Origin of the sequence: Ensifer sp. Root127 (assembly GCF_001425225.1) — a bacterium.
Classification (GTDB): domain Bacteria; phylum Pseudomonadota; class Alphaproteobacteria; order Rhizobiales; family Rhizobiaceae; genus Ensifer; species Ensifer canadensis.
This window is the reverse complement of record NZ_LMDX01000054.1, coordinates 136,067-160,817: the sequence shown is the minus strand read 5'-3', so window position 1 is coordinate 160,817 and position 24,751 is coordinate 136,067. Positions and strand designations below refer to the sequence as shown.

General features: G+C 62.7%; 22 protein-coding genes. 6 read left to right on the top strand and 16 right to left on the bottom strand.

Translation table 11 applies throughout. The features are described 5' to 3' along the window. The first annotated feature begins 290 nt into the window (after window positions 1-290). A complete protein-coding gene (locus ASD03_RS35930; protein ID WP_057218950.1) occupies window positions 291-1,604 on the top strand; it encodes an alkyl/aryl-sulfatase in 1,314 nt (437 codons plus the stop codon). Window positions 1,605-1,946: 342 nt separating this feature from the next. Here the strand turns inward: ASD03_RS35930 and pcaF are convergent, their stop codons facing one another. The 9 genes from pcaF to ASD03_RS35885 form a co-directional block, all read right to left on the bottom strand. Then, window positions 1,947-3,149 carry a 3-oxoadipyl-CoA thiolase gene (gene pcaF / locus ASD03_RS35925; protein WP_057218949.1) on the bottom strand — a complete coding sequence of 401 codons (1,203 nt, stop codon included), beginning with the start codon at window positions 3,147-3,149 and terminating at the stop codon, window positions 1,947-1,949. Further along, the gene (locus tag ASD03_RS35920) at window positions 3,146-5,125 is read right to left on the bottom strand and encodes a 3-hydroxyacyl-CoA dehydrogenase NAD-binding domain-containing protein (RefSeq protein WP_057218947.1); all 1,980 of its coding nucleotides are present in this window, start codon (window positions 5,123-5,125) and stop codon (window positions 3,146-3,148) included. Before ASD03_RS35920 ends, pcaF begins: the two co-directional genes overlap by 4 nt. Window positions 5,126-5,136: 11 nt before the next feature. Further along, window positions 5,137-5,532 (bottom strand): RidA family protein, encoded by a 396-nt coding sequence (locus ASD03_RS35915; RefSeq protein ID WP_025429118.1) that lies wholly within the window; start codon window positions 5,530-5,532, stop codon window positions 5,137-5,139. Window positions 5,533-5,624: 92 nt separating this feature from the next. Next, complete coding sequence (locus ASD03_RS35910) at window positions 5,625-6,821, bottom strand: acyl-CoA dehydrogenase family protein (RefSeq protein ID WP_057218946.1); 1,197 nt, start codon at window positions 6,819-6,821, stop codon at window positions 5,625-5,627. A gap of 2 nt (window positions 6,822-6,823) precedes the next feature. After that, window positions 6,824-7,666: an enoyl-CoA hydratase family protein gene (locus ASD03_RS35905; protein ID WP_057218945.1), complete on the bottom strand. Its 843-nt coding sequence runs from the start codon at window positions 7,664-7,666 to the stop codon at window positions 6,824-6,826. Between the two features lie 2 nt (window positions 7,667-7,668). Next, window positions 7,669-8,445 carry an SDR family NAD(P)-dependent oxidoreductase gene (locus ASD03_RS35900; RefSeq protein ID WP_057218944.1) on the bottom strand — a complete coding sequence of 259 codons (777 nt, stop codon included), beginning with the start codon at window positions 8,443-8,445 and terminating at the stop codon, window positions 7,669-7,671. Then, a complete protein-coding gene (locus tag ASD03_RS35895; protein ID WP_057219266.1) occupies window positions 8,442-10,763 on the bottom strand; it encodes a bifunctional salicylyl-CoA 5-hydroxylase/oxidoreductase in 2,322 nt (773 codons plus the stop codon). Before ASD03_RS35895 ends, ASD03_RS35900 begins: the two co-directional genes overlap by 4 nt. A gap of 220 nt (window positions 10,764-10,983) precedes the next feature. Next, window positions 10,984-11,508: a MarR family transcriptional regulator gene (locus tag ASD03_RS35890; RefSeq protein WP_225906420.1), complete on the bottom strand. Its 525-nt coding sequence runs from the start codon at window positions 11,506-11,508 to the stop codon at window positions 10,984-10,986. A 94-nt stretch (window positions 11,509-11,602) separates the two neighbouring features. Continuing rightward, a complete protein-coding gene (locus ASD03_RS35885) occupies window positions 11,603-12,376 on the bottom strand; it encodes a GntR family transcriptional regulator (protein ID WP_057218943.1) in 774 nt (257 codons plus the stop codon). Window positions 12,377-12,537: 161 nt separating this feature from the next. On the opposite strand from ASD03_RS35885, the gene ASD03_RS35880 reads away from it, so the two are divergent. The 5 genes from ASD03_RS35880 to ASD03_RS35860 all read left to right on the top strand — a co-directional run bounded on the left by ASD03_RS35880 (window position 12,538) and on the right by ASD03_RS35860 (window position 17,618). Beyond that, window positions 12,538-13,518 (top strand): ABC transporter substrate-binding protein, encoded by a 981-nt coding sequence (locus ASD03_RS35880; protein ID WP_025429112.1) that lies wholly within the window; start codon window positions 12,538-12,540, stop codon window positions 13,516-13,518. Between the two features lie 63 nt (window positions 13,519-13,581). Continuing rightward, window positions 13,582-14,361 carry an ABC transporter ATP-binding protein gene (locus ASD03_RS35875; RefSeq protein ID WP_025429111.1) on the top strand — a complete coding sequence of 260 codons (780 nt, stop codon included), beginning with the start codon at window positions 13,582-13,584 and terminating at the stop codon, window positions 14,359-14,361. Window positions 14,362-14,366: 5 nt separating this feature from the next. After that, window positions 14,367-15,290, top strand: coding sequence for an ABC transporter permease (locus ASD03_RS35870; RefSeq protein ID WP_025429110.1), 924 nt, complete (start codon window positions 14,367-14,369; stop codon window positions 15,288-15,290). Between the two features lie 15 nt (window positions 15,291-15,305). Further along, window positions 15,306-16,553 carry a kynureninase gene (kynU, locus tag ASD03_RS35865; protein ID WP_057218942.1) on the top strand — a complete coding sequence of 416 codons (1,248 nt, stop codon included), beginning with the start codon at window positions 15,306-15,308 and terminating at the stop codon, window positions 16,551-16,553. Between the two features lie 93 nt (window positions 16,554-16,646). Next, window positions 16,647-17,618: a pyridoxal-phosphate dependent enzyme gene (locus ASD03_RS35860; protein WP_057218940.1), complete on the top strand. Its 972-nt coding sequence runs from the start codon at window positions 16,647-16,649 to the stop codon at window positions 17,616-17,618. 8 nt (window positions 17,619-17,626) lie between these two features. Here the strand turns inward: ASD03_RS35860 and ASD03_RS35855 are convergent, their stop codons facing one another. The 7 genes from ASD03_RS35855 to ASD03_RS35825 all read right to left on the bottom strand — a co-directional run bounded on the left by ASD03_RS35855 (window position 17,627) and on the right by ASD03_RS35825 (window position 24,684). Beyond that, window positions 17,627-18,313, bottom strand: a complete 687-nt coding sequence (locus ASD03_RS35855; RefSeq protein WP_057204698.1) for an ABC transporter ATP-binding protein — start codon at window positions 18,311-18,313, stop codon at window positions 17,627-17,629. Beyond that, complete coding sequence (locus ASD03_RS35850) at window positions 18,310-19,059, bottom strand: ABC transporter ATP-binding protein (RefSeq protein ID WP_057204696.1); 750 nt, start codon at window positions 19,057-19,059, stop codon at window positions 18,310-18,312. The genes ASD03_RS35855 and ASD03_RS35850 overlap by 4 nt, the downstream gene beginning before the upstream one ends. Next, a complete protein-coding gene (locus tag ASD03_RS35845; RefSeq protein WP_057218938.1) occupies window positions 19,052-20,023 on the bottom strand; it encodes a branched-chain amino acid ABC transporter permease in 972 nt (323 codons plus the stop codon). The genes ASD03_RS35850 and ASD03_RS35845 overlap by 8 nt, the downstream gene beginning before the upstream one ends. A 7-nt stretch (window positions 20,024-20,030) precedes the next feature. Beyond that, window positions 20,031-20,951 carry a branched-chain amino acid ABC transporter permease gene (locus ASD03_RS35840; protein ID WP_156408144.1) on the bottom strand — a complete coding sequence of 307 codons (921 nt, stop codon included), beginning with the start codon at window positions 20,949-20,951 and terminating at the stop codon, window positions 20,031-20,033. A gap of 93 nt (window positions 20,952-21,044) precedes the next feature. Further along, window positions 21,045-22,184: an ABC transporter substrate-binding protein gene (locus tag ASD03_RS35835; protein ID WP_025429103.1), complete on the bottom strand. Its 1,140-nt coding sequence runs from the start codon at window positions 22,182-22,184 to the stop codon at window positions 21,045-21,047. A 42-nt stretch (window positions 22,185-22,226) separates the two neighbouring features. Continuing rightward, window positions 22,227-23,063 (bottom strand): tryptophan 2,3-dioxygenase, encoded by an 837-nt coding sequence (gene kynA / locus ASD03_RS35830; RefSeq protein ID WP_057204692.1) that lies wholly within the window; start codon window positions 23,061-23,063, stop codon window positions 22,227-22,229. Window position 23,064: 1 nt separating this feature from the next. Continuing rightward, on the bottom strand, window positions 23,065-24,684 hold the full coding sequence (locus ASD03_RS35825) for a benzoate-CoA ligase family protein (protein ID WP_057218934.1): 1,620 nt from the start codon (window positions 24,682-24,684) through the stop codon (window positions 23,065-23,067). Window positions 24,685-24,751 lie beyond the last annotated feature (67 nt).

Here is a 24,751-nt window from a genome sequence, read left to right as displayed (position 1 = left end):
CACCGACCAATCACCACTCAAACTGGAATATGAAAAGGCTTTCCTGCATCGCGACCGCCTGTCGGTCCGTCTGGTCACCCATGCCAATGGCAACCTCGTCGAACAAACCGGCTATGCCGCCTTCGGCGAGCGCACCAACACGAGGATTCTCAAAATGAAAGGTACCATTCCAATGTGGTATCTATTACCTCCCTTTGCAGCAGCAACTGCAGCGGCTCTACGGACTGCCAGCCGCCGCCATTCCTGGAGGCATGCCAGGATCATGGAGCCCTGGGGTAGGAGTAGCTTTGATGGTCGTTTCAATTCTTGGCCTGTCGTCGCACGCTTTTGAAGATGAGTTTGCCGGACGTGAGCAACTACGAGAGAGTTCCTCCGAATTCCGGAAGGAGGTCATTAAAATCACGGACGGCGTCTTCGCCGCCGTTGGCTACTCGGCAAGCAACGTCACGCTGATCCAGGGACACAAGGGCTCGATTATCGTCGACACATCCGCGAACCCTGTCGACGCTGAGGCAATCGTGGGCGCCTTTGGGGATCGCTTGGTCCGTCCTGTCCGGGCGATCATCTACACCCACAATCACCCGGACCATTCTGGCGGCGCGAAGGTGTTTGCCGGGACTGACAAACCCGAAATCTACAGCCATCAGACGCTGGTGGAATCCGGTCCAGAGTTCGGAAGGGGACCGCGCGACGGCGGCGACGCTTTCGGCACGAAGCTACCCGACAACCTGTTCATCAACGCAGGCACGCAGCTCGAATACGGCCGTGTGACACCGCATACGCGGGAGGGCTACCTGCCGCCGACCCGCACCTTCAGTGGTGACAGCGAGACCATCGAGGTGGCGGGAGTCCGGATGCAGCTCATCCATACGCCAGGAGAATCTCCCGAGAACACGGCCATCTGGATCGCCGACAATGGCGTGCTAATCCCCGGAGACGATTTCCTCAAATCGTACCCAAACCTTTCGCCGATTCGTGGCCTTAAGCTGCGCCCCCCGGAGAAGTGGATCGCCAGCCTCGACAGGATGCTCGCCTTGAACGCCACCTACCTGGTCCAGGGTCACATGCGTCCGATCCTCGGGAAGGACGAGGTGCGCAAGGCTCTCGCCGACTATCGGTGCGGGATCAAGACCGTCCTCGACCAGACCCTTGCCGGCATCATGCAGGGAAAGACGCCGGACGAGCTTGTGCAAGAGGTGAAACTTTCTCCTGAGCTGGCAACGAGCCCATACCTGCAAGAGTACTACGGCAGTGTCGCTTGGACCGTACGCGGCATTTACGCCGATTATGTCGGATGGTTCGATGGGAACGCCACCAATCTGAACCCTCTGCCACCTGCGGAGCGTGCCCGCAAAATGCTCGAAATGACAGGAGGGGCAGAGCAGATGATTGCCCGTGCCAGGGAAGCAGTCGAAGCAAAGGAGTTCCAATGGGCGGCAGAGATGATCGATTATGTACTGGCCATTGACCCTGCGGACATAGCAGCCAACGAGATCAAAGCCCGGGCACTTACCGAGTTGGGCGAGCGCCAGATCAATGCCACCGCCCGGAACTATTACCTCACCACAGCTCAGTATCTGTCGAAGGGAAAGGAACAGAAATAGTCTTCACAACGGAGTGGCCGTAACTAGACGGCGTCCGATGCTGGCGTTTTGCGCAACGGTAATGAAAGAGCTCCCATCATGGCTTCGAACACCACACGATAACCAGTTTCCGAGCCCTAGGTCCCTCTCAAACTCGTGCTCGCTCGGACGCGAAGGCGGCGACCGATAACCGCGTTCTTTCACAAAGATCGGCTACGTCGCTTACCCAAAAAGGGTGCCGCCAGGCCGCACGGGTATCAACTGCCTGAATGGGCGTTCTCGATTTTATTTCTACAACATGGACTGACGATCTGCGCAGACCGTGAGACACGCCAGGCCGTAATGCAGGAGCATCCGTCGGCATCACGGTCGCGTCAGTAACATCGAGATGCCTTGTCCAACGCCAATACACATGGTGGCGACAGCTCGCCTTGCTCCTCGAAGTTCAAGTTCCAGTGCTGCGGTCAGCGCAAGGCGCGCACCGGACATGCCGAGAGGATGTCCCAAGGCAATGGCGCCGCCGTTGGGATTTACGTGGGCGGCATCATCTGCAAAGCCTAGCTGCCGCATGCAGGCGAGAGCCTGGGCTGCGAAGGCTTCATTGAGCTCGAGGATATCGATATCGCCGATGCCAACGCCGAGACGGTCCAGGAGCTTTCTGGAGGAAAAGACGGGGCCCATGCCCATGACGCGTGGAGGAACCCCCGCCGTTGCCATCCCCTCGACGCGAGCAAGTGGCGTGAGGCCGTAGCGTTCGACCGCGCGGCCTGAGGCAAGCAGAAGTGCGGCCGCGCCGTCGTTGACACCGGATGCATTGCCGGCTGTCACGGTGCCATTGGTGCGGAACGGCGTCGGCAGGCTGGCGAGCTTCTCGAACGTTGTCTCGCGCGGATGCTCATCCTCTAAGACGTGCGTCGTCTCGCCCTTGCGCCCTTTGATCGGATAGGGGGCGATTTCGCGCGCGAAGCGGCCATTCTTTTGCGCAGCCGCAGCGCGGGCCTGGCTGCGCAGTGCAAAGCCGTCCTGGTCCGCGCGCGAGATATCAAACTCGGCTGCAACGTTTTCAGCGGTCTCCGGCATGGACTCGATGCCGTACCGTTCTTGCATGACCGGATTGATGAACCGCCAGCCGATCGTTGTGTCGTGTACTTCGGTGCTGCGTTGGAAGGCGTTTTGGGCCTTCGGCATGACGAAAGGCGCGCGCGACATGCTTTCGACGCCACCGGCAATCACGACTTCCGCCTCGCCGAGCCGGATCGCGCGTGCGGCGTAACCGACGGCATCCAGCCCCGAGCCGCAAAGCCGGTTGATTGTCGTGCCAGGAACCGCGTCCGGCAATCCGGCAAGCAAGGCGGCCATGCGGGCCACGTTGCGGTTGTCTTCGCCCGCCTGGTTGGCACAACCGAAGACGACCTCATCGATCGCTTCGGCCGGTACCGACGCGACGCGCGCCAGCGCCTCGCGGATTACGTGCGCGGCGAGGTCGTCGGCACGGGCGACCGACAAAGCGCCGCCGTATCGGCCGATGGGCGTGCGGACGCCATCAATGATATAGGCCTCGCTCATGATTTCAGGTCCTTGCCTTGCTGCGCGGTAAACATCGGCCCGCCCTTGTGGGCCGGAAAGCCGTAACCGTTGATCATCACCAGATCGATGTCGCCGGGGCGCGCGGCGATGCCTTCGGCCAGCAGCGCCGTTCCTTCATCGACCATCGCCTTCAAAAGCCGGCCCATGATCTCTTCGGCAGTGATGGCTCGCGGCGTGATGTTCTTGGCGGCGCGCGCCGCCTTGATCATCGCCGTCACTTCCGGATCGACGGTGCGCTCGCCATTGGGGTAGGCGTACCAGCCGCGGCCACTCTTGCGGCCAAGACGGCCCGCCTCGCAAAGCCTATCGGCGATCTCGACATAACGTGCGGCAGGATCCCGCGTCGCGGCCTGCCGCTTCCGGCGCGCCCAGGCGATCTCCAACCCGGCCATGTCATTGACGGCGAAGATGCCCATCGGAAAACCGTAAGCTTCGAAGGCGGCGTCGATCTCGTCGGGCACGGCGCCATCCTCGAGCATGAACTCTGCCTCGCGACGATAGGCGGAAAAGATGCGGTTGCCGATGAAGCCCTCGGTAACGCCGCAGACGACGGGTAACTTGCCCAGGCGTTTGACGAAGGCGAGTGCACTCGCCAGCACATCGGGCGCGGTCTTGGCGCAATCGACGACTTCGACAAGCCGCATGACATTGGCGGGCGAGAAGAAGTGCAATCCGACCACCCGCGACGGATCGGTCGTCGCCGCGGCGATCACGTCGGGATCGAGGTAGCTGGTGTTAGTCGCCAAAATGGTGCCTGGCGCAAGGATGCCGTCGAGCCGGCGAAACAAGTCCATCTTGACCTGGAGGTCGTCGAACACCGCTTCGATGACGAGATCAGCGGTGACGAGGTCTGCCGCTTCAGCGGTGGTCTGTAATCGGGCGATGCAGTCGTCGCGTCCATCCGCGTCCATCCGTCCGGAGCGGACGGTTTTGTCGAGTGTCTCGGCAATGCGGGCGCGCGCGTCGGCGGCTGCTTCCTTTGTCTGCTCCAAAGCGATGACGCGACAGCCGCTGGTCAGGGCCGAGACCGCAATGCCGGACCCCATCAGCCCCGCGCCGACCACCGCAATTGTCTCGATTCTGCGTGGCGAGACTGTCTCTAACCCTTCGACCTTGCCGGCGGCGCGTTCGGCAAAGAATACATGCCGCAGGGCAGCGGACTCGACGGAGTCGCGTAAACGCAGGAATGTGCCGCGTTCTTCCGCCAATCCCTGTTTCAGATCGACTTGACCGGCCGCCTTGACGAGACGTACCGCCTCGACCGGAGCGGATTGGCCGCGGGCTCGCGCCAGGACCTTCGCCTCCGCCGCGCTGACGGCTGCTGCGTCCACCGTCGGGACCGCCATCAAGCCGGTGCGACGGAGCGGCTTTGAACCCAGTTCGCGCAGGAGCGTAAGGGCGGCGGCTACGGGGTCCGCGGCGGTGCCATCGGCAAGGCCGAGTGCGACAGCTTCGCTCACGTTGACGGTGCGCCCCGTTCCGATGAGATCGATGGCCGCGATCGTGCCGATCAGCCGTGGCAGGCGTTGTGTCCCGCCAGCACCCGGAACGATGCCGAGCTTCACTTCGGGCAGTCCGAACGCGGCCTTTTCTCCAGCTATGCGGCCGTGGCAGGCGAGCGCCACCTCGCAGCCTCCGCCAAGGGCGGAGCCATTCACCGAGCAGACGACCGGCTTTTCGAAAGTCTCGATGCGATCGATCACCTCGGGAAGCATCGGCTCCATGGGAGGTTTGCCAAACTCCTTGATATCAGCACCGCCGATAAACGTGCTGCCCGCACCGGTGATCACGAGACCGGTAATCGTCGGAAGGTCAGTAGCATGATCCAAAGCAGCCATCAGGCCGGACCTGACATGCGCCGACAGCGCGTTGACGGGCGGGTTGTCGATGGTGACGACGAGAGCACCTTGTTCCCGACGGGCGGAAACGCTCTGCGAAAATCTGATCTCTGGCATGTCGGCAATCCTCAATCGGGGATGACGGCCGTGGCCTGGATCTCGATCTTGGCCCGGTCTTCGACCAGCGCGACCACCTGCATTGCCGCCATTGCAGGGAAGTTCCTGCCGATGATGTCGCGGTAGGCTTGGCCGATACCGCGGAGGTTACCGATATATTCCTGCTTGTCGGTGAAGTACCAGGTCATCGTCGTGATGTGGTGCGGCTCCGCCCCCCCGGCGGCGAGCACCGCGACCACATTTTTCAGCGTCTGGCGGACCTGCTCGACGAAATCATCGGTTTCGAACTCGGAGCGCTCGTTCCAGCCGATCTGACCGCCGACGAAGAGAGTGCGGCCCTTCGCAGCGACGCCGTTGGCATAGCCGATGGGCTTTGCCCAACCTTCAGGTTGCAGGATGGTGTGCATTGGTTGTCTCCAGATGTTGCGTCAGTGCGGCTCGGATATCGTCCGGCCATGCAAGGGAAGCGTGGTTGGCGAGCGAGGTGGTGACGCCACCGTTATCGTGCCGTGCCCTTCATCAGCTCGCGGCCGATGATGAGCTTTTGAACTTCGGTCGCGCCCTCGTAGATGCGCAGCGCACGGATCTCACGATAGAGCCGCTCCGTGATCTCGCCGACGCGTACCCCCCGACCGCCGAAGAGCTGCAGCGCCTGGTCGATGACCCACTGCGCATTCTCCGTCGCCGTCATCTTGGCCATTGCCGCCTCGCGAGTCGTCGGCCGCTTTTGCACGTCGCGTTGCCACGCCGTGCGGCAGGTCAGAAGGGCTGCGGAGTCGATCGCCGTTGCCATCTCACCGAGTGTGCTTTGCGCGGTCGGCAGGTCGGCAAGCGTTGCGCCAAACATCTTGCGGTTCTTCGCATGTGCCACCGCCTCGTCGAGCGCGCGACGGGCAAAGCCGATCGCGGCGGCAGCGACGGATGGGCGGAAGATGTCGAGCGTGCGCATGGCGATCTTGAAGCCTTCGCCCGGGCTGCCGAGAAGCTGTGACGACGGAATACGGCAATTGTCGAAACGAAGCCGGGCGAGCGGATGCGGCGCAATCGTCTCGATGCGCTCGGCGATCGTGAAGCCCGGCGTGTCGGCAAAGACCACGAACGCGGATATGCCACGCGTGCCGGGCGCCTCGCCGGTGCGGGCAAAGACAGTGTAGACGTCGGCAATGCCTCCGTTCGAGATCCAGGTCTTCTCGCCGTCGAGCACGAAATGGTCGCCGTCGCGGCGCGCCGCACAGGCCATCGCCGCAACATCCGAGCCCGCATCGGGTTCGGAAAGCGCAAAGGCGGAGATGCACTCGCCGCGGGCGACCTTGGGCAGGATGGCCTGCTTCAGCGCCTCGGAGCCGGAAAGGCTGATCGCGCCAGTCCCCAGCCCCTGCATGGCGAAGGCGAAGTCGGCAAGCCCGTCGGTATAGGCGAGCGTCTCGCGGATGAGGCAAAGCGATCGGCTGTCGATGTCTTCGCTCGTACCGCCGAACGCCTTCGGCACGCAATGGCGAAGTACGCCTGCAGCGCCGAGCGCTGCGACCAGATGTTTGCAGGCGGCATCCACATCCCGGTGATCGACTTCGCCAAGACCGCCGCCGGCAACGAAGCCGTCCAATTCGGCGGCAAGCGCGCGATGCCTATCCTCGTAGAATGGCCAGTCGAGATGGTCGCGGGTTGGTGGGCGCAAAGCCGTCTCATGGGAACTCATGCTCAATTCCCTTTGAATTCCGGCTTCGCCTTGGCGGCAAAGGCCTCGAAGGCGCGGCGGAAGTCGCCGGTCGCCATGCAGATCGCTTGGGCCTGCGCTTCCGCTTCGATCAGCTGATCGATGCCCATCGCCCATTCCTGGTCGAGCATCTTCTTGGTCATAGCATGCGCGAACCACGGGCCGTCGGCGATGCTGCGTGCGAATTTCTGCGCCTCGGCAAGCAGCGACGGACGCTCGTGGAGGGCGTTGTAGAAGCCCCAGGCGTGGCCCTCGGTCGCGGTCATGACCCGGCCGGTGAAGAGCAGTTCGGCGGCACGGCCCTGGCCGATAATGCGGGGAAGGATGCCGCAGGCGCCCATGTCGGCGCCGGCCAGCCCGACACGCGTGAACAGAAATGCCGTTTTCGCCTCCGGTGTTGCCACACGGAAATCCGCGGCCATCGCCAGGATCGCGCCGGCACCGGCGCAGATGCCGTCAACGGCAGCGATGACGGGCTGCGGGCAGGCGCGGATCTGGCGCACCAGCTCGCCGGTCATGCGGGTGAAATCAAGCAGATCCGGCATCGACATGCGCGTCAGCGGCTCGATGATCTCGAAGACGTCGCCGCCGGAGGAGAAGTTGTCGCTGGCGCCGGTCAGCACCACGGCGCGCACATCGCTGGCGCGACCAAGCGCCCGGAAGAGATCGCAAAGCTCCTCGTAACTTTCGAAGGTCAGTGGGTTCTTCTTTTCCGGACGGTCGAGCGTGATCGTGGCGACCCGGCCGTCGGCGTCCGTTTCGAACAGGAAGTGCTTGGCCTTATGGTCTTTGAAGGCGCGCTTCTTGGCCTGCATCGGGTTTGTCATGTCTATCCTCCGAGAACTTCGCCGCCCGCCACTGGGATGGCCTGGCCGGTGATCGCGGTTGCCTTCTCCGACACGAGCCAGGAGACCGTGTGTGCGACCTCGTCGGGCGTCACCAGGCGCCCTTGCGGATTGGAACGGGCAAGGCTGGCGCGCGCTTCCTCGCGCGAACGGCCAGTCTTTTCGCTGATTGTCTCAAGCGCCACATCGATCAGCGGCGTGTCGGTGAAACCCGGGCAGACGGCATTGACCGTGACGTCGGTGCGCGCAAGTTCGAGTGCCAGCGCCCGCGTCAGACCGACAACGCCGTGCTTTGATGCGCAATAGGCGGAAACGTAGGAATAGCCGGTCAGGCCTGCGGTGCTTGCGACATTGACGATCCGGCCGTTGCCGGCCCGGCGCACGGAGGCAAGGGCTGCCTGCGTCACGAGAAACACCCCGGTCAGGTTGACCGTGAGCACCCGTTGCCAGAGTGAAAGATCGGTTTTCTCGAACGGCGCCGAAGGAGCCTCGCCGGCGCAGTTGACGAGAACCGCAATCTCTCCGCTCTTCGCAATCGCAGCCGAAATGCCTTGCTCGACCGCTGCCGGGTCAGTCACATCGAACTCATGGTGGACGTGGGCTTCGCCGCCTGATGAGTGGATTTCCTCTTTCACGGCTTCGAGCGGCGCGGCGCGGCGCCCCACAAGGCTGACGACATGGCCATCGGCTGCGAGTGCAAGCGCGATCGCCTTGCCGATGCCGCTTCCGGCGCCCGTGACGAGGGCGTGTCTGCGGTTCATGGCTTGCCTACCGTCGTTGCGGCGCGCGCCAGATTGTTCACATATTGCGCGCGGGCGGAGTGGTATTGCTTTGGCCAGGGCTGCCCGTCATAGCCGATCTTCGCCGCCTCGTGCATGACGAAGGACGGGTCGGCCAGATGCGGACGCGCAATTGCGCAGAGGTCGGCACGGCCGGCCGCAATGATGGAATTGGCGTGGTCGGCTTCGGAAATCGCTCCGACGGCGATGGTCGGAACCTGGATCTCGTTGCGGATCTTGTCGGAAAATGGTGTCTGGAACAGCCGGCCGTAAACCGGTTTTTCTTCCTTCACCACCTGACCGGAGGAGCAGTCGATCATATCGGCGCCGGCTTCCTTGAACAGGCGGGCGAAAATCGCCGCGTCCTCAGGAGTGTTGCCGCCTTCGTGCCAGTCATGCGTCGAAAGGCGCACCGACATCGGCCGGTCCTCGGGCCACGCCTTGCGAACCGCGTGGAACACTTCGAGCGGAAAGCGGGCGCGGGCCGCATGGTCGCCGCCATATTCGTCCGTGCGGAGGTTGGTGAGCGGCGACAGGAAGCTCGACAGCAGGTAGCCGTGCGCCACGTGCAGTTCGAGGATGTCGAAACCGAGGTCACGGGCGCGTCCGGTCGCCTGCACGAAGTCGGCGACGACGCGGTCCATGTCGGCTCGGGTCATTTCGCGCGGCGTATCCGAATGCGCGAGGTAAGGCAGGGCCGACGCGGAAATGAGCGGCCAGGCGCCCTCGTTCAAGGGCTGGTCGATCCCCTCCCAGGCCAATTTGGTCGCACCTTTTCTTCCGGCATGCCCGAGCTGGATGCCGATCTTGGCAGGCGTCTGCTGGTGCACGAAATCGACGATGCGCTTGAAGGCCAACGTCTGTTCGTCGTTCCAGAGTCCCAAGCATCCGGGCGTGATGCGGGCGTCAGGCGACACGCAGGTCATTTCAGGAAAAACGAGGGCCGCGCCGCCCATGGCGCGCGCACCGAGATGCACCAGGTGAAAGTCGTTGGGCACGCCGTCGGTCGCCGAATACATCGCCATTGGCGAAACGACGATGCGATTCCTGAGCGTCAGGCCGCGAAGCTTGAAAGGCGTGAACATCGGCGGGGGAACCGTGCCATTCGACGCCGGCTCGGCGCCGGCACGTTCGGCGAACCAGCGTTCGAAACCTTCGAGCCAGTCCTTGTCGCGAAGGCGAAGATTCTCGTGGCTGATGCGCTGTGAGCGGGTCAGCATCGAATACATGAATTGCTCCGGCTCCAGCGTATCGGCATAGCGCGTGCCGGCGACTTCGAACCACTCCATGGCGTTGCGCGCCGCATTTTGGATGCGGGCGACGTCAACCCGGCGCACCTCCTCGTAAGCCGCGAGCACGTCCGGGATGGTGGCTTCGTTGTGGCCGAGGATATCGAATTGTCGGGTAAGCTCGATGGCGTCGTCGATCGCAAGCTTGGTGCCCGAGCCGATGGCGAAATGCGCCGTGTGGGCGCTGTCCCCCATCAGTACGACGTGGCTATTGCCGTTGAAATGGCTCCACTTCTCGCAAATCAACCGGCCGAAGTTCAGCCAGGCCGAACCGCGCATATGGCGCGCATTGGTCATCAGCCTGTGGCCGTCGAGCGTCTCGGAAAAGAGTTTTTCGCAGAACTCAATCGACTGCTGCTGGTCCATCTGGTCGAGACCATGGGCCTGAAAGACGTCATCCGTGGTTTCGACGATGAAGGTCGAGGTGTTCTCATCGAAGCGGTAGATATGCGCCTGGAACCAGCCGTGTTCGGTGCGTTGGAAGTCGAAGGTGAAGGCGTCGAAGCGCTTGTCCGTGCCGAGCCAGACATAACGGTTTGGCCGAACGACCATGTCGGGTTGGAAAACGTCGGCGTATCTATTGCGGATCCTCGAGTTGACGCCATCCGAGGCGATGATGAGGTCCGCATCGGCGAATTCCTCGTCGCTTTCGACGTCGTGCTCGAACGCGAGTTCGACACCGAGTTCGAGGCAGCGATTCTGGAGGATATTGAGCATCTTCTTGCGGCCGATGCCGACGAAGCCGTGGCCCGTCGTCCTGATCTTACGGCCCTTGAAAACCAGTTCGATGTCGTCCCAGTGGTTGAAGGCGACCTCGATCGCCTCGGCAGTCTCCGGATCCCATTGGCGCATCGACTGCATCGTCGCATCCGAGAAGACCACCCCCCACCCGAAGGTGTCGAAGGCGCGGTTCCGCTCGACGACCGTTATGCGGTGTTCCGGGTGCTGGCGCTTCATCAGCAGCGCAAAATAGAGGCCGGCTGGCCCGCCACCGATACAGACGATCCGCATGTCGTTCTCCTCCCGAGCTCCGGCTGCGTGTGTCACCGTCCAGATGTCGTCGACCGTCATCCCGGACTGCGAGGAGCAGGGTGGACTCGTTCCAGAGAAATTTCAAGCTTAAAATTGTTTCGGCAAATGTGACGACGCTACATGCGTCCGGAGTGCGGTGCGCGAGTGGCGAACCGTTTCGGAGAATCTCGGGAGACGGCGGAAAGAAAGGCGCAGTGCCTTAAGTGTTCCGGGCCAACGCAGCAACGATGGATCGCTTGAGCTTGGCAAGCTCGTCCATCAACACACCGCCCTCCTTCGCTGAAAGTCCAGCGAACAGGTCGGAGATCCAGTCGGAATGCCTTGCCGCCATCTTCTCGAATTCGGCGCGGCCGAAGGGCGTCAGCGCGATGATCTGTACACGTCGATCCGTCGGCAGTGTCGTACGGCTGATGTGACCGCTCTCGGTCAGCCGTTCCACAAGAACCGTTATGTTGCCGGGTGAGACCATCATGCGCTTAGAGACTTCCCCCAGCACCATGCCATCAGGCGCTCGCTCGAGCTGGGCCATCAGGTCGAAACGTGGCAGCGTGGAGTCGAATTCTTCCCGGAGCCGCCGGCGGACTTCGCTCTCGACCAGTGTCGAGCACGTCAGCAGACGCAGCCACAGCCTGAGCTCGACACGGTGATCGCCGGGAGCCTCGAGGGCCTTGGTCTCGCCATCCACCCATTCCGGCGAGATGTCGAACTTGTCTTCACCCATCATACCAAACGTCCACTTTCGCAAAGCTGCAGGCGTATACTGCCGCCTTGCCCTTATTAGAGATGTTTCCGGCTCTTGGACAGGCTGCGTTGGGCCGTCATTTGGACGCAACCCCCGGCAACGACGGGTGCCCGGAAGATTGAGAACGGCCACCGTCCTCGGATTGGACATAGACATTGACGGTAAAGCCGATGTGGTCGGCCATCAGCGTCTTGGCGCGCTCGAAATCTCGATCAAGTGCCGCCTCCATCAGCTCAGTGTGATGCTCGATCGCCATGGCGTCTTGCAAGGCGGCGACCGCTTCCTCGTATCCCTTGCTCATCCCTGCGGCAGCCCTCAATGTCGGGGCCAGGCTGAGGAAACGGTGGTGGCGACGAAGCTGATCGGAAATCGTTGACTGGAAGCGGGTCAACCAGTTCGATCGTGCCGCACCGATCAGCGCTGCGTGGAAGGCGGCATGCTTTTCGTCCCACTCGTCGATCTCGCTTTCGGAGAAATGCTCGACCGAGACTTTGCAGCGGGACAGCCGGTAATGCGCGGTGACGACGGCGGATTCCCATGCGCTGTCGCCGTTCTCGATCGACTCGAGAAGCAGCGGCATCTCGACGGCCAGGCGCGCGCGTGTGAGATCGTCCAGTTCCTCGCGTGAAACCGGAGCAACGGCAAAGCCGCGGTTGCTGATCGCCGTGACCAGGCCTTCCGCCTCCAGACGCGACAGCGCTTCGCGCAGAGGTGTCCAGCCGATTCCGTAGCTTTCGCGCAGCACGCTCAGCTTCATCGGCGCGCCAGGCTTGAGACGCGTCGCCAGAATATCGCGTCGCAGCAGCCGGTAGGCCAATTCGGTTTTGGTCGACTGTTCGTGGTCTTGCATCAAGTTCCCTTAACGCCCGCATCGCATCGATACAAATATATATAGTTCGGCGCCTCTGATGAAAATATATATATTTGTTTGACAAGAAGTCTGACCGTCTCCATCATCCACCCACGCCGCCGAGGAGGGCGGTAACGCTCGTCAAATTCTGGGAGGGATGTATGAGCAAGAGGACTTGGCTTTCGGGATTGGTTGTCGCCGGCGCGCTGGCGTGGGGAGCGGGAACGGCCGCTGCCGATCCGATCCGCATTGGCATCGCCAATTTCGGCGAACATCCGCAATTGAGCGCATCGATCGCCGGCTTCAAGAAGGCGCTCGCTGAAAACGGCTTCGTCGAGGGCACCGATGTCGTCTACACTGAAAGCCACACCAACTTCGACGCCTCGCTTGTTCCGCAGATGATTGCCAAGCTGCAGGCCGAGCAGCCGAAACTGATCTATACGATCACCACGCCGGTCTCGCAGATCGCCAAGAAGGCGCTCGCCGGATCCGGTATCCCGGTTGTCTTTTCCGCCGTCACCGATCCGGTGGCCGCGAAGCTCGTTCCGTCCTGGGGGGCGGGTGACGACGGCATGACTGGCGCGACGGACCTTCAGGACGTGGCTGCCGTGATGGCCTTTACCCGCAAGCTCCTTCCGGAGGCCAAGCGCTTCGGCGTGCCGTACAACCCTGGCGAGGCGAACGACACGGCTCTGCTCGACAAGATCAAGGCGGCTGCACCGGCCGCCGGCTTTGAGGTCGTGGCCGTTGGCGTCGACAACGTCAACGACATCCAGCAGCGCATTGCCTCCTTCGCCGGCAAGGCCGACGTGATCTATACGCCCGCATCCAACCTGCTCCAGCCGGCAATCGGCGCCGTCTCGGCGGCTGCACGCCAGGCGCAGATCCCGATCGTCAACTCCGACGATGGTGCTGTGCGCGACGGCGTCGTGCCGGCAAGCTTTGCCGTCAACTACGAGCAGGTCGGCATGAATGCCGGCAAGATTGCCGCGGAGATCCTTGGGGGCAAGGACCCGAAGACGATCGCGCCGTCGCGTCCGAGCTATGAGGACCATGCGCCGCTGATCTCGAAGAAAGCGGCGGCGGCCTTCGGCATCGCAATACCGGCATCGCTCGCCGATTGCGGCTGCCTGGTCGACTGATTTTGGGCGAATAGGTGACGGCGTCGGGAGCGCCGTCACTTCATGGGTTATGAGGGGGAGCCAATGCTGGAAATCAGATCGGCCCGCAAGGTCTTCTACAAGGGGCAGGCAGACGAAAAGGTCGCACTCGACGGCCTCAGCCTCAGCCTTGCAACAGGCGAGTTCGGCGTCGTCATCGGCTCGAACGGCGCCGGCAAGAGCAGCATGCTCAACGCCATCTCCGGGGCGCTCGCGCTCGATAGCGGCCAGATCGTCATCAATGGCGACGACGTGACGGCGACGCCCGTGCACAAACGCGCCATGCGGCTTGCGCGCGTGTTCCAGGACCCGATGCGCGGTACCGCCGCCAGCATGACGGTGGCCGAAAACATGCTGCTCGCCGAGCTTCGAAGCAACAAGCGCACCCTGCGCCGCGGGCTGAACGCGGCAAGGCTCACCGCCTACAAGGAGCGCCTGTCGCTTCTGGGCCTCGGCCTCGAAAAGCGTCTCGACACGCGCGTGGAGCTACTGTCGGGTGGCCAACGGCAATCGTTGTCGTTGATCATGGCGGTCGGCGGTTCGCCGGAGCTGCTGTTGCTCGACGAACACACCGCGGCGCTCGACCCGCGCACCGCCGACATCGTCATGCAAGCAACGATCCGCGCCGTCGAAGCCTTGAAGCTGACGACGCTGATGGTGACGCACAACATGCAGCATGCCGTGGATTTCGGCCACAAGGTCGTCATGCTCGATGCCGGGCGCGTCCGCCTCGAAATCGATGGCAAGGACAAGGCCCAGACGACGGTGCCGGACCTGATCGGCCATTTCTCCGTCAAAACCGACCGCATGTTCCTGGCGAGCTGACGATCATGGATATTATTCAAAACACCATCGCGAGTTTCGTCTCGCTCGTTCCCGTCACGCTGGCCCAGAGCCTGATCCTTGCCTTCGTCGTGCTGGGGATCATGATCCCGTTTCGCATGCTGAGTTTCCCGGATCTGACCAGCGAGGGCGCGTTCCCGCTTGGCGGTTGCGTCTGCGGTGTACTGATGGCAGCCGGCATGTCGCCGCTCGCCGCGATCGCCATCGCACTCCTCGCCGGTTTTGTCGCCGGCTGCTGCACGGCGTTCATCCATCTGAGATTCCGCATTCACACGTTGCTTGCCGGCATCCTGATGATGACGATGCTCTATTCGATCAATCTGCGCATCATGGGCCGGTCGAACCTATCGGTTTTCGGGGCGCCGACGATGTTCGACTGGGTGCCAGGGCTGCAGCCGGGCTTCCCGGCAAGCAAGATCGTTGTCGCCGGCCTCATCGCACTCATCGTCTTCTTCCTGCTCTATCATTTCTTCAGGACCGAGAAGGGAACGGCGATCCGGGCCGTCGGCGCCAATCCCGACATGGCGGAAGCGCAGGGCATCAACGTCTGGCTGGCGACGATCGGCGGCGTCGGGCTTGCCGGCGCGTTTTCGGCGGCAGGCGGAGCGCTGATGGTGCAGTCGCAGGGCTTTGCCGACGTCAACATGGGCCTCGGCATCCTTATCAATGGGCTCGCGGCGCTGATGATCGGCGAGGCGATCGTCGGAAAGCAAAGCGTGTTGCGCCAACTCGCCGCCCCGTTTGTCGGCGCGGTCGTCTACTATCAGCTCGTCTCCTTCTGCCTGGCCGCCGGCATGCCACCACCGGATCTGAAACTTGCGACTGGCCTCTTCGTTCTCGCCATGCTGGCTCTTCCGAGCCTCAAGCGAAGCCGCGGGCCGGCACCCGCCCGCGAAACCGTTCGTGAATAACCAAGGACCATCTTCATGAGTGCAGTTCCTGATTTTGCAGCGATCGAGGCGATGGATGCGGCCGACGTGCTACGTCCGATGCGCGATCGTTTCATCCTGCCACCGGGCCTCATCTATCTCGACGGCAACTCGCTCGGCGTTGCTTCGACCGCTGCCTTCGACGAGCTCCGCAAGGCGGCGACGGAGGAATGGGGCCAGGATCTCATCCGAAGCTGGAACACGGCCGGATGGTTCGAGATGCCGCTTGCGCTCGGGGACCGGGTTGGCCGACTGATTGGCGCGGCGGCCGGCCAGACGGTCGTTTGCGACACCACATCGATCAACATCTACAAGGCCCTGCATGCGGCGATGGCGTTGCGGCCGGAGCGCTCGGTGATCGTCAGCGAAGGCAGCAGTTTCCCGACCGACCTCTACATGGCCGAGGGCGTGGTCTCGACGCGTCCGGGTGCGGCGCTGCGTCTCGAAGGGGTCGATGCGCCCGAGATCGAAGACCTGATCAACAGTGACGTTGCCGTGGTTCTGGTCAACCACGTGAACTACAAGTCCGGCGAACTGCGCGACATGGCGGCGCTGACGCGCAAGGCGCATGAGCATGGCGCGCTGATCATCTGGGATCTCTGCCATACGGCAGGCGCGCTGCCGATCGATCTTGAGGGCGCTGATGTCGATTTTGCCGTCGGCTGCACCTACAAGTACCTGAACGGCGGTCCCGGAGCACCAGCATTCATCTATGCCGCGACGCGTCACCATGGCGATACCCGCCAGCCGCTCAGTGGCTGGTGGGGGCATGCGCGCCCCTTTGCCTTCGAGAAGCACTACGCGGCCGGCGAGGGGATCCGCCGCTTCCTTTGCGGAACGCAACCGATCCTGTCGCTTCGGGCGCTCAAGGGCGCGCTCGACGTCTGGGACGAGGTCGACATGACCAAGTTGCGTGAGAAGAGCATCCGGCTCACCGACCTCTTCATCACGCTGGTTGAGGCGAAATGCGGCGCCTACGGCCTCGAGCTCGAGAGCCCACGTGACGGCGCGAGGCGCGGAAGCCAGGTTTCGTTCAGCCATCCCAACAGCTACGAGATTATGCAGGCGCTTATCGCCCGCGACGTCATCGGCGACTTCCGCGCGCCGTCGACGATGCGTTTCGGTTTCACCCCGCTCTATGTAAGCTACGCCGACGTTTGGCAGGCGGTCGAAATTCTGGAAGAGATCCTGCGCACCGGTACATGGCAGGATGCGCGCTTTGCCGTTCGTGCGGCCGTCACCTGATCTGATAGCATCGACAAGCTGCGGGCGGCATACCGCCCGCACCGTCACACTGAGACGCCGATAAAGATCGCGCCGCCCAGGGGGACTTTCGCAATGACCGCTGCACCACACCGGCCGACATTGGACGAAATCGCCGAGGCGCGTGGCCGCATCGCTCCCCACGTCGCGCGCACGCCGCTGGTCAGGCTCGACCTCGGACTTTCGGACCGGCAAATCTTCCTGAAACTGGAGACGCTTTCTCCGATTGGCGCCTTCAAGCTCCGCCCGGCGCTGAATGCAGTGCTGTCGCGCGACCCTGCTGCTCTGCGGGGCGGCGTCGCGGTCACGAGTTCCGGCAATATGGCCTACGGCATGGCCTGGGCCGCGCGCCTCATCGGTGTTCCGATGGTCGCCTATATGTACCGCGGAGCGCCACAGACCAAGATCGAGGGCGTGCGCGACCTTGGCGGGGAGGTGCGCTTCGTGAGCGCGGAGACCTGGTGGGACTACATTGTCTGCGCGGACAGGCCGGATGCGCCGGAACTGCTGATCAATCCGGTGACCGATCAGGCGGTGCTTTCCGGCAACGGCTCGATCGGCATGGAAATCGTCGAGGACCTGCCCGATGTCGACGTGGTGCTGACCCCCTATGGCGGCGGCAGCATGACCACCGGGGTCGCCAGTGCCATCAAGACCGGTTCCCGGTCGGCACGCGTCTTTGCGGTCGAAGACGACAGCGCCGCCCCGGTTTGCGCCGCACTTGAGGCGGGGCGGATTGTGGTGATCGAAACCCGCCCGTCCTTCATCAAGAGCATCGGCGCTCCGTCGCTGGTCCCGCAGCTTTGGCCGGTCGCACGCGAACTGATCGACGGGGCCATTGCCGTCAGTCCCGCTGAGGTGACAGACGCGATGCGGCTTTTGTTCAGGAAGGCCAAGATCGTGGCAGAAGGTGCGGGCGCCGCCTCACTTGCCGCCGCGATCGCCCGACCGGACCTTAAGGGAAACATCGTCTGCGTGATTTCCGGCGGCAATATCGACGCTGTGGCCTATTCCGTCGTGCTTGGTGGCGGCATTCCCGCCGCCTGACTGAAAGCTTAGACGCCGAGATAGCGATCCTGAAGCGCCGGCGTCAGCGCTGCCGGCGATCCCGTGAACACCGTCGCGCCCTTCTCCAGCACGAAGCAGCGGTCGGCGAGGGGTAGCAATTCCGAAAGCGTCTTGTCGACGACGAGGATCGATTGGCCGGCCGTCTTCAGCGTACGGATCGCCGACCAGATGTCCTGCCGGATCACTGGCGCCAGGCCCTCGGTCGCCTCGTCCAGAATGAGCAGGCTGGGATTGGTCATCAGCGCCCGGCCGATGGCAAGCATCTGCTGCTCGCCACCGGAAAGCGTATTGGCATATTGGTCGCGCCGTTCGCCGAGGCGGGGAAAGAGCGCGACCACCTTCTCCAAGGTCCACTCGCTGCCACGAGCGGTGGCAACGAGGTTTTCCATGACGGTGAGGTTCGGGAAGCAGCGCCGTCCTTCGGGCACGAGGCCAAGGCCGAGTCTGGCGATCCGGTGCGGCCGCATGCCGAAGATCGCCTTGCCCGCGAAGCTGATCACACCTGAGCGCGGGCGCACGAGGCCGAGGATGGAGTTGATCGTCGTCGTCTTGCCCATGCCGTTGCGGCCCATGAGCGCAACCACTTCGCCCTCCCGCACATCGAGATTGACGCCGAAGAGCGCCTGGGAAGCGCCATAGAAGGTTTCGAGACCTTTCAGTTCCAGCAGGCTCACGCGGCTTCTCCCAGGTAGGCGCGGCGCACTTCCGGGTCGCTGCGTATTTCCTCGACCGTGCCCGTCGCGATGATGCGGCCATAGACAAGCACGGATATCCGATCCGCCAGTGCAAAGACCGCGTCCATGTCGTGCTCCACAAGCAGCATCGGTGCCTGCTGGCGCAACCCATCGAGGAAAGACGTCAGCCGTTTGGAGCCCTCCGGCCCCATGCCGGCCATCGGCTCGTCGAAGAGGAAGGCCTTCGGCGAAAGCGCCAGCGCAATGGCGATTTCAAGCTGCCGGCGTTCTCCGTGCGAGAGTTCGGCTGCGGGTACATGGGCGCGCGCGGCGAGGTCGACGCGCTCCAGCATCGCCATTGCCGGTTCGGTCAGGTCCTTGTCATCGACCACCTGGCGAAAGAAACGAAAGCTGCTGCCACGGCTTGCCTGCACCGCTAGCATGACGTTGCGAAGGGCCGAGAACTCCTGCGCCAGCGAGGAGATCTGGAAGCTGCGCGCAAGTCCAAGCCTCGCACGGGCGGCCATGTCGTGCCCGCTGATGTCCTGACCGAGAAAGCGGATCGTCCCGCTGTCGGCCTTGAGCGAGCCGGCGATCTGGTGGATCAGCGTGCTTTTTCCGGCGCCGTTCGGACCGATCAGCGCATGGATTTGTCCCGGGTGAAGCTCGAGGCTCACCCCGTCGGTGGCCTTGAGCGCGCCGAAGGATTTTCTGAGGTCGCGGATTTCAAGAATTGGCTCAGACATGGCGCGGCTTTCCCGAGAGCAGGCCCAGCAGCCCTCCGCGTGCAAAAAGCACGATGCCGAGCAGGATGAGGCCGAGGAAGAACTGCCAGCGCTCGGTGATGCCGCCGAGCACATATTCGAAGAACACGAAGATCATGGCGCCGGCGACGGGCCCGAACAGCCGGCCCTTGCCGCCGAGAATGATGAGAACGATCAGTTCGCCCGACATGTGCCACGACAGCATCGAAGGGCCGACGAAGCGATTGAGATCGGCATAGAGCGCACCGGCAAATCCGGTGATCATCGCGGAGGCTGCGAAGGCGACGAGCCGGATGTTGAAGGGCGCGATGCCGACGGCGGCAAGGCGCGTTCCGTTCTGTCGCGCTGCCTGCAGTGCGCTGCCGAACCGCGAGCCCTCGACGATGCGGAACAGGAGAAGCGTTGCCATCAGAGCGGCGTAGCAGACCAGGAAATAGGGCAGGGGCTTGGCGGTATTGACGCCGGGAAAGGCGTTGCGCACCGACATCGACAAGCCGTCTTCGCCACCATAGGCCGGCCAGGAGATCGCGAAATAGTAGATCATCTGCGCGAAGGCGAGGGTGATCATGATGAAATAGACGCCTGTCGTGCGCAGGCTGATCGCACCGATGGGCAACGCAACGAGCCCTGCGACCACCACCGCCGTTATCCAGATGAGTGGCATCGATGTGGTTGCCGGAATGTCGGCGAACAGCGGTTCGCCATTGAAGGCGTGCGTCGCAAGGATACCCGCGACATAGCCGCCGAGGCCGAAGAAGGCTGCATGGCCGAAGGAAAGCAGCCCGCCGAGCCCGAGCGCCAGGTTGAGGCCGACGGCGGCAAGTGCCAGCACGGCGACGCGGGTTGCAAGCGTCACATAGAAGGGCTCGCCCATGCCGACGGCGACAAGCGGTGCGCCGAGTAGGAGGAGCGCCAGAAGCAGATTGACTGTCGTTTCGCGGTTCATCGGGACCTCACGACTGCGCGGCAAACAGGCCGCTCGGCCTGAAGGCGAGGATGAGGGCCATGACGACATAGATCAGCATCGAGGCCAGCGCCGCCCCGATCGTGGTTGCCTGCGATGCGGGCATGGTCAATGCCAGCAGCGAGGGCAGCAGGAAGCGGCCCATGGTATCGACGACCCCGACGATCACAGCGCCGACGAGCGCACCCTTGATGGAGCCGATGCCGCCGATGACGATGACGACGAAGGCGAGGATAAGCACCGGTTCGCCCATTCCGACCTGCACCGACTGGAGCGCCCCGACCAATGCGCCGGCAAGACCCGCAAGGGCTGCGCCGAGCGCAAAGACGACTGTGTAAAGCGTGCCTATATCGACGCCGAGCGCTGCGATCATCTCGCGGTCCGACTCGCCCGCCCTGATGCGCATGCCGAGCCGGGTCCTGGAGATCAGCAGATAAAGGCTGACGGCAACCGCGATGCCGACGCCGATGATCGCCAGGCGATAGAGCTGATACTGACCGCCGCCAGGGAGCGGCACAGCGCCCTGAAGCAGGGGCGGTATATCGAGATAGAGCGGGAACGAGCCGAAAATCCAGCGCGCACCTTCGGACAGGATCAGGATCAGCGCGAAGGTGGCAAGCACCTGATCGAGATGATCACGGTCGTAGAGCCTGCGGATGACGGCGACCTCGATGATCGCACCGACGCCGGCGGCGGCCGTGAGGCTGGCGATCAGCCCCAGCCAGAAGGAGCCGGTCGCGGCTGCGACGGTGGCGCAGGCGAAGGCGCCGATCATGTAGAGCGAGCCATGGGCGAGATTGATCAGACCCATGACGCCGAAAATCAGCGTCAGGCCGGCGGCCATCAGAAACAGCATCACGCCGAGCTGGAGCCCGTTGAGCAGTTGTTCGATCAGGAGTGCGGTGAACAAGAGACCGGTCCAAGCTTGGTGTGAGGGGCGCATGGATCATCGACCGGATGTCAGCACGAAAGCCGAGCACCCGGGCGACGACGGGTGCAAGTCTTACATCCCGCACTTCTCGGCGTAGGCATCCTTGTGATGCTCGAAGGCAGTCGCGATGATCTTGTTGGTCAGGACGCCGTCATCTTCCTTCACCACCTCGCGAACGTAGATGTTCTGGATCGGGTGGTTGTTGTTGTTGAAGGCGAACTCGCCGCGCACGGACTTGAAATCCGCTGCCTTGAGCGCCGCACGGAAGGCGTCCTTGTCCTTGACGCTCGCCTTTGAAAGCGCTGCGAGGATCAGGTTCGCCGTATCCCAGCTCTGCGCCGCGTAGATCGAGGGCAGGCGCTTGTACTCGGCCTTGAAGGCTTCGACGAATTTCTTGTTGGCTTCGTTGTCGAGATCCTTGGACCAGGTCGCCGAATTCTTGACGCCAAGGGCCGCGTCGCCGATCGCCGGCAGAACGTCCTGGCTAAAGGAGAACCCGGGCCCCATAACCGGGATGCCGACGCCCGACTGGGCATATTGCTTCATGAAAGCGATGCCCATGCCGCCGGGCAGGAAGAAATAGACGCTATCGGCACCGGAGGCGCGGATCTGGGCGATCTCCGCGGCATAGTCCGTCTGGCCGACCTGGGTATAGATCTCGCCGGCAAGGTCGCCCTTGTAGTAGCGCTTGAAGCCGGTCAGCGCGTCCTTCCCGGCCGGATAGTTGGGCGCCAGGACAAAGGCGTTCTTGTAGTCTTTGTTGGCGTATTGTCCCATCGCCTCATGGAAGTTGTCGTTCTGATAGGCGACGTTGAAATAGTTCGGGTTGCAGTTCGCACCGGCAAGTGCCGAAGGGCCGGCATTGGGCGAGAGATAGATCACGTCCTGTGCTACCGCGTTCGGAACGACGGCCATGGCGAGGTTCGACCAGATGATCCCTGTCATCAGGTCGACCTTGTCGCCCTGGATCATCTTCTCGGCGATCTGCACCGCAAGTTCCGGCTTCTGGGCATCGTCTTCGATCACCAGCTCGACGTCCTTGTTGCCCGATTGCTTGATCGCAAGCGTGAATGCGTCGCGCATGTCGATGCCGAGACCGGCGCCGCCGCCCGAAAGCGTGGTGATGACGCCGATTTTCACCGGCTCGGCGTAGGCAAGGCTCGACGTCGCAAGCACGAGGCCAAAAACGCTCGCTGCCAGAATGCGGTTCATGCTGTTCTCCTCCTAGTAGGTTCCCTTTTGAGTTGTGTTCTATCAGAGACCTGTGCGCACATGCCAGAGCTCTGGGAAGAGTTCCACCTCGAGCATCTTCTTGAGGTAGGACGCGCCGGATGTTCCCCCGGTTCCGCGTTTCATGCCGATGATGCGCTCCACCGTCGTGACGTGGTTGAAGCGCCATCGACGGAAGTAATCCTCGAAATCGACCAGCTTCTCGGCGAGCTCATAGAGCATCCAGTAGCGCTCGGGATCGCGGTAGACCGTCTGCCAGGCCGCAAAGACCTTGTCGCTTTCCGTGCGCGTTTCGCGCCAATCCGTCCTGTCTGCTTCCTCGCCGACATCGAACCCTTTGCGAGACAGGAGCCGGATCGCCTCGTCATAGAGCGACGGTGCGGCTAAGATCGCTTCCAGCTTTTTAAGGATCTCGGGACGATGCGTGTGTGGTCCGAGCATGGCGACGTTGCGATTGCCGGCGAGGAACTCGATCGCCCGGTATTGCCACGACTGGAAGCCGGATGACTGCCCCAGAGACTCGCGGAACTGCGTGTATTCGCTGGGCGTCATCGTGCGAAGCACGTCCCAGGCGCTGTTCAACTGTTCGAAGATGCGCGCCACGCGCGTCAGCATCTTGAAGGCGGGTTCCAGCCGGTCTTCACGGATCGACCGGACAGCCGCGTTGATCTCGTGCAGCGCGAGTTTCATCCAGAGTTCAGACGTCTGATGCTGAATGATGAACAGCATCTCGTCATGAGCCTTTGAGAGCGGCTCCTGTGCGTCCAGCACTTTCTCCAGCATGAGGTAGTCGCTGTAGGACATGCGCCCCTTAAACGACATCTGGGCGCCTTCCTTGGAAGGATCGTATGGTTCGCTCATTTCAGTTCTCCAACCGCAATCGGAACCGCTGGATCTTGCCCGTGGCTGTCTTCGGCAGGCTGTCCAGGAATTTTACCGACCGTGGATATTTGTAGGGCGCGATCGTCGCCTTCACGTGATCCTGCAAGCGCTTGATCGTCGCCTCGTCTGCCGACACGCCGGCCGACAGCACGACGTAGGCCTCGACGATCTCGCCGCGCTCGGCGTCGGGTGCACCGACGACGGCACACTCAACGACTTCCGGATGCGAGATCAAGGCCGCTTCGACTTCTGGGCCGGCGATGTTGTAGCCCGCGGTTATGATCATGTCGTCGGATCGGGCGGCGAAATGGAAGAAGTCGTCCTCATCCTGATAGAAGGCGTCACCCGTGAGATTCCAGCCATCGCGGACATAGTCACGCTGGCGCGGATCGGCCATGTAGCGGCAGCCGGTCGGGCCGCGCACTGCAAGCTTGCCGATCGTGCCGCGAGGAACTTCCTGCATCTCGTCGTTGACGATCCGTGCTTCGTAGCCACCGACGGGCTTCCCGGTCGAGGCGGCCTTGCGGTCCTCGAACCGGTTGGAAATGAAGATGTGCAGCATCTCTGTCGCGCCGATCCCGTCGAGGATCGGCTTGCCAGTCTTGTTCGTCCATTCCTCGAAGACGGGGCCCGGCAGTGTCTCGCCGGCCGAAATTGCAACCCGCAGAGACGAAAGGTCCGCGCCGTTGTCCATCGCCTTCATCATCGCCCGATAGGCGGTAGGGGCGGTGAACGAGATCGTTGCTTTGTATTTCTCGATAATCTCCACCATGTTCGCGGGCGTCGCGTGCTCAAGAAGCGTTGCTGCCGCCCCGAAGCGTAAGGGAAAGATCGCAAGGCCACCGAGGCCGAAGGTGAATGCAAGTGGAGGCGAGCCGACAAAGATATCGTCGGGTGTGACCCCTAGGACTTCGCTGGCGTAGCCGTCTGCGATCATCATCAGATCGCGATGGAAGTGCATGGTTGCCTTCGGGATCCCGGTCGTGCCCGAGGTGAAACCGAGAAGCGCCACGTCGTCCCGACCGGTGTGCACCGCCTCGAAGAGGACGGATTTGTCGAGTGCAATCCGGTCAAGTTCAGCGTCGTGGTTTGCAGTCCCGTCGAAGCTGACGACCTGTTTCAGGTAGCGGCTATCCTTTGCGCAGGCGACCATCTCGTCCATCAGACGTGTGTCACAGAGCGCCAGGCTGATCTCGGCCTTGTCGATGATCTTGGTCAGCTCTCCGGCTCTGAGCATCGGCATCGTGTTGACGACGACGGCGCCGGCCTTGGTGGCTGCCAACCAACAGGCGACCATGGCGGGGTTGTTGGCCGAGCGTATGAGCACGCGATTGCCGGGTCTGACGCCGTAATTCTCGACAAGCGCATGGGCCAGCCTGTTCGTCCAGTCGGAAAGTTCCTTGTACGTTCGCCGACGACCGTTGCCGATCAGGGCGGTGTGGTCGCCAAAGCCCTTGGCGACCATGGCGTCGGTCAGTTCGACGGCGGCGTTGAGGTGGTCCGGATAGTTGAAGCCTTCGAGAAGGAAGTCTGGCCATTCTTCCGGCGGAGGCAGATGGTCACGGGTAAACGTATCGACGTGTGAAGTCGGTCCAAGCATGTGGCGGCTAATCCCCTGTTCCGTTCCTGCCTGTTGCTCAGGCATTTTTAAAGCCGGCTATAATTCT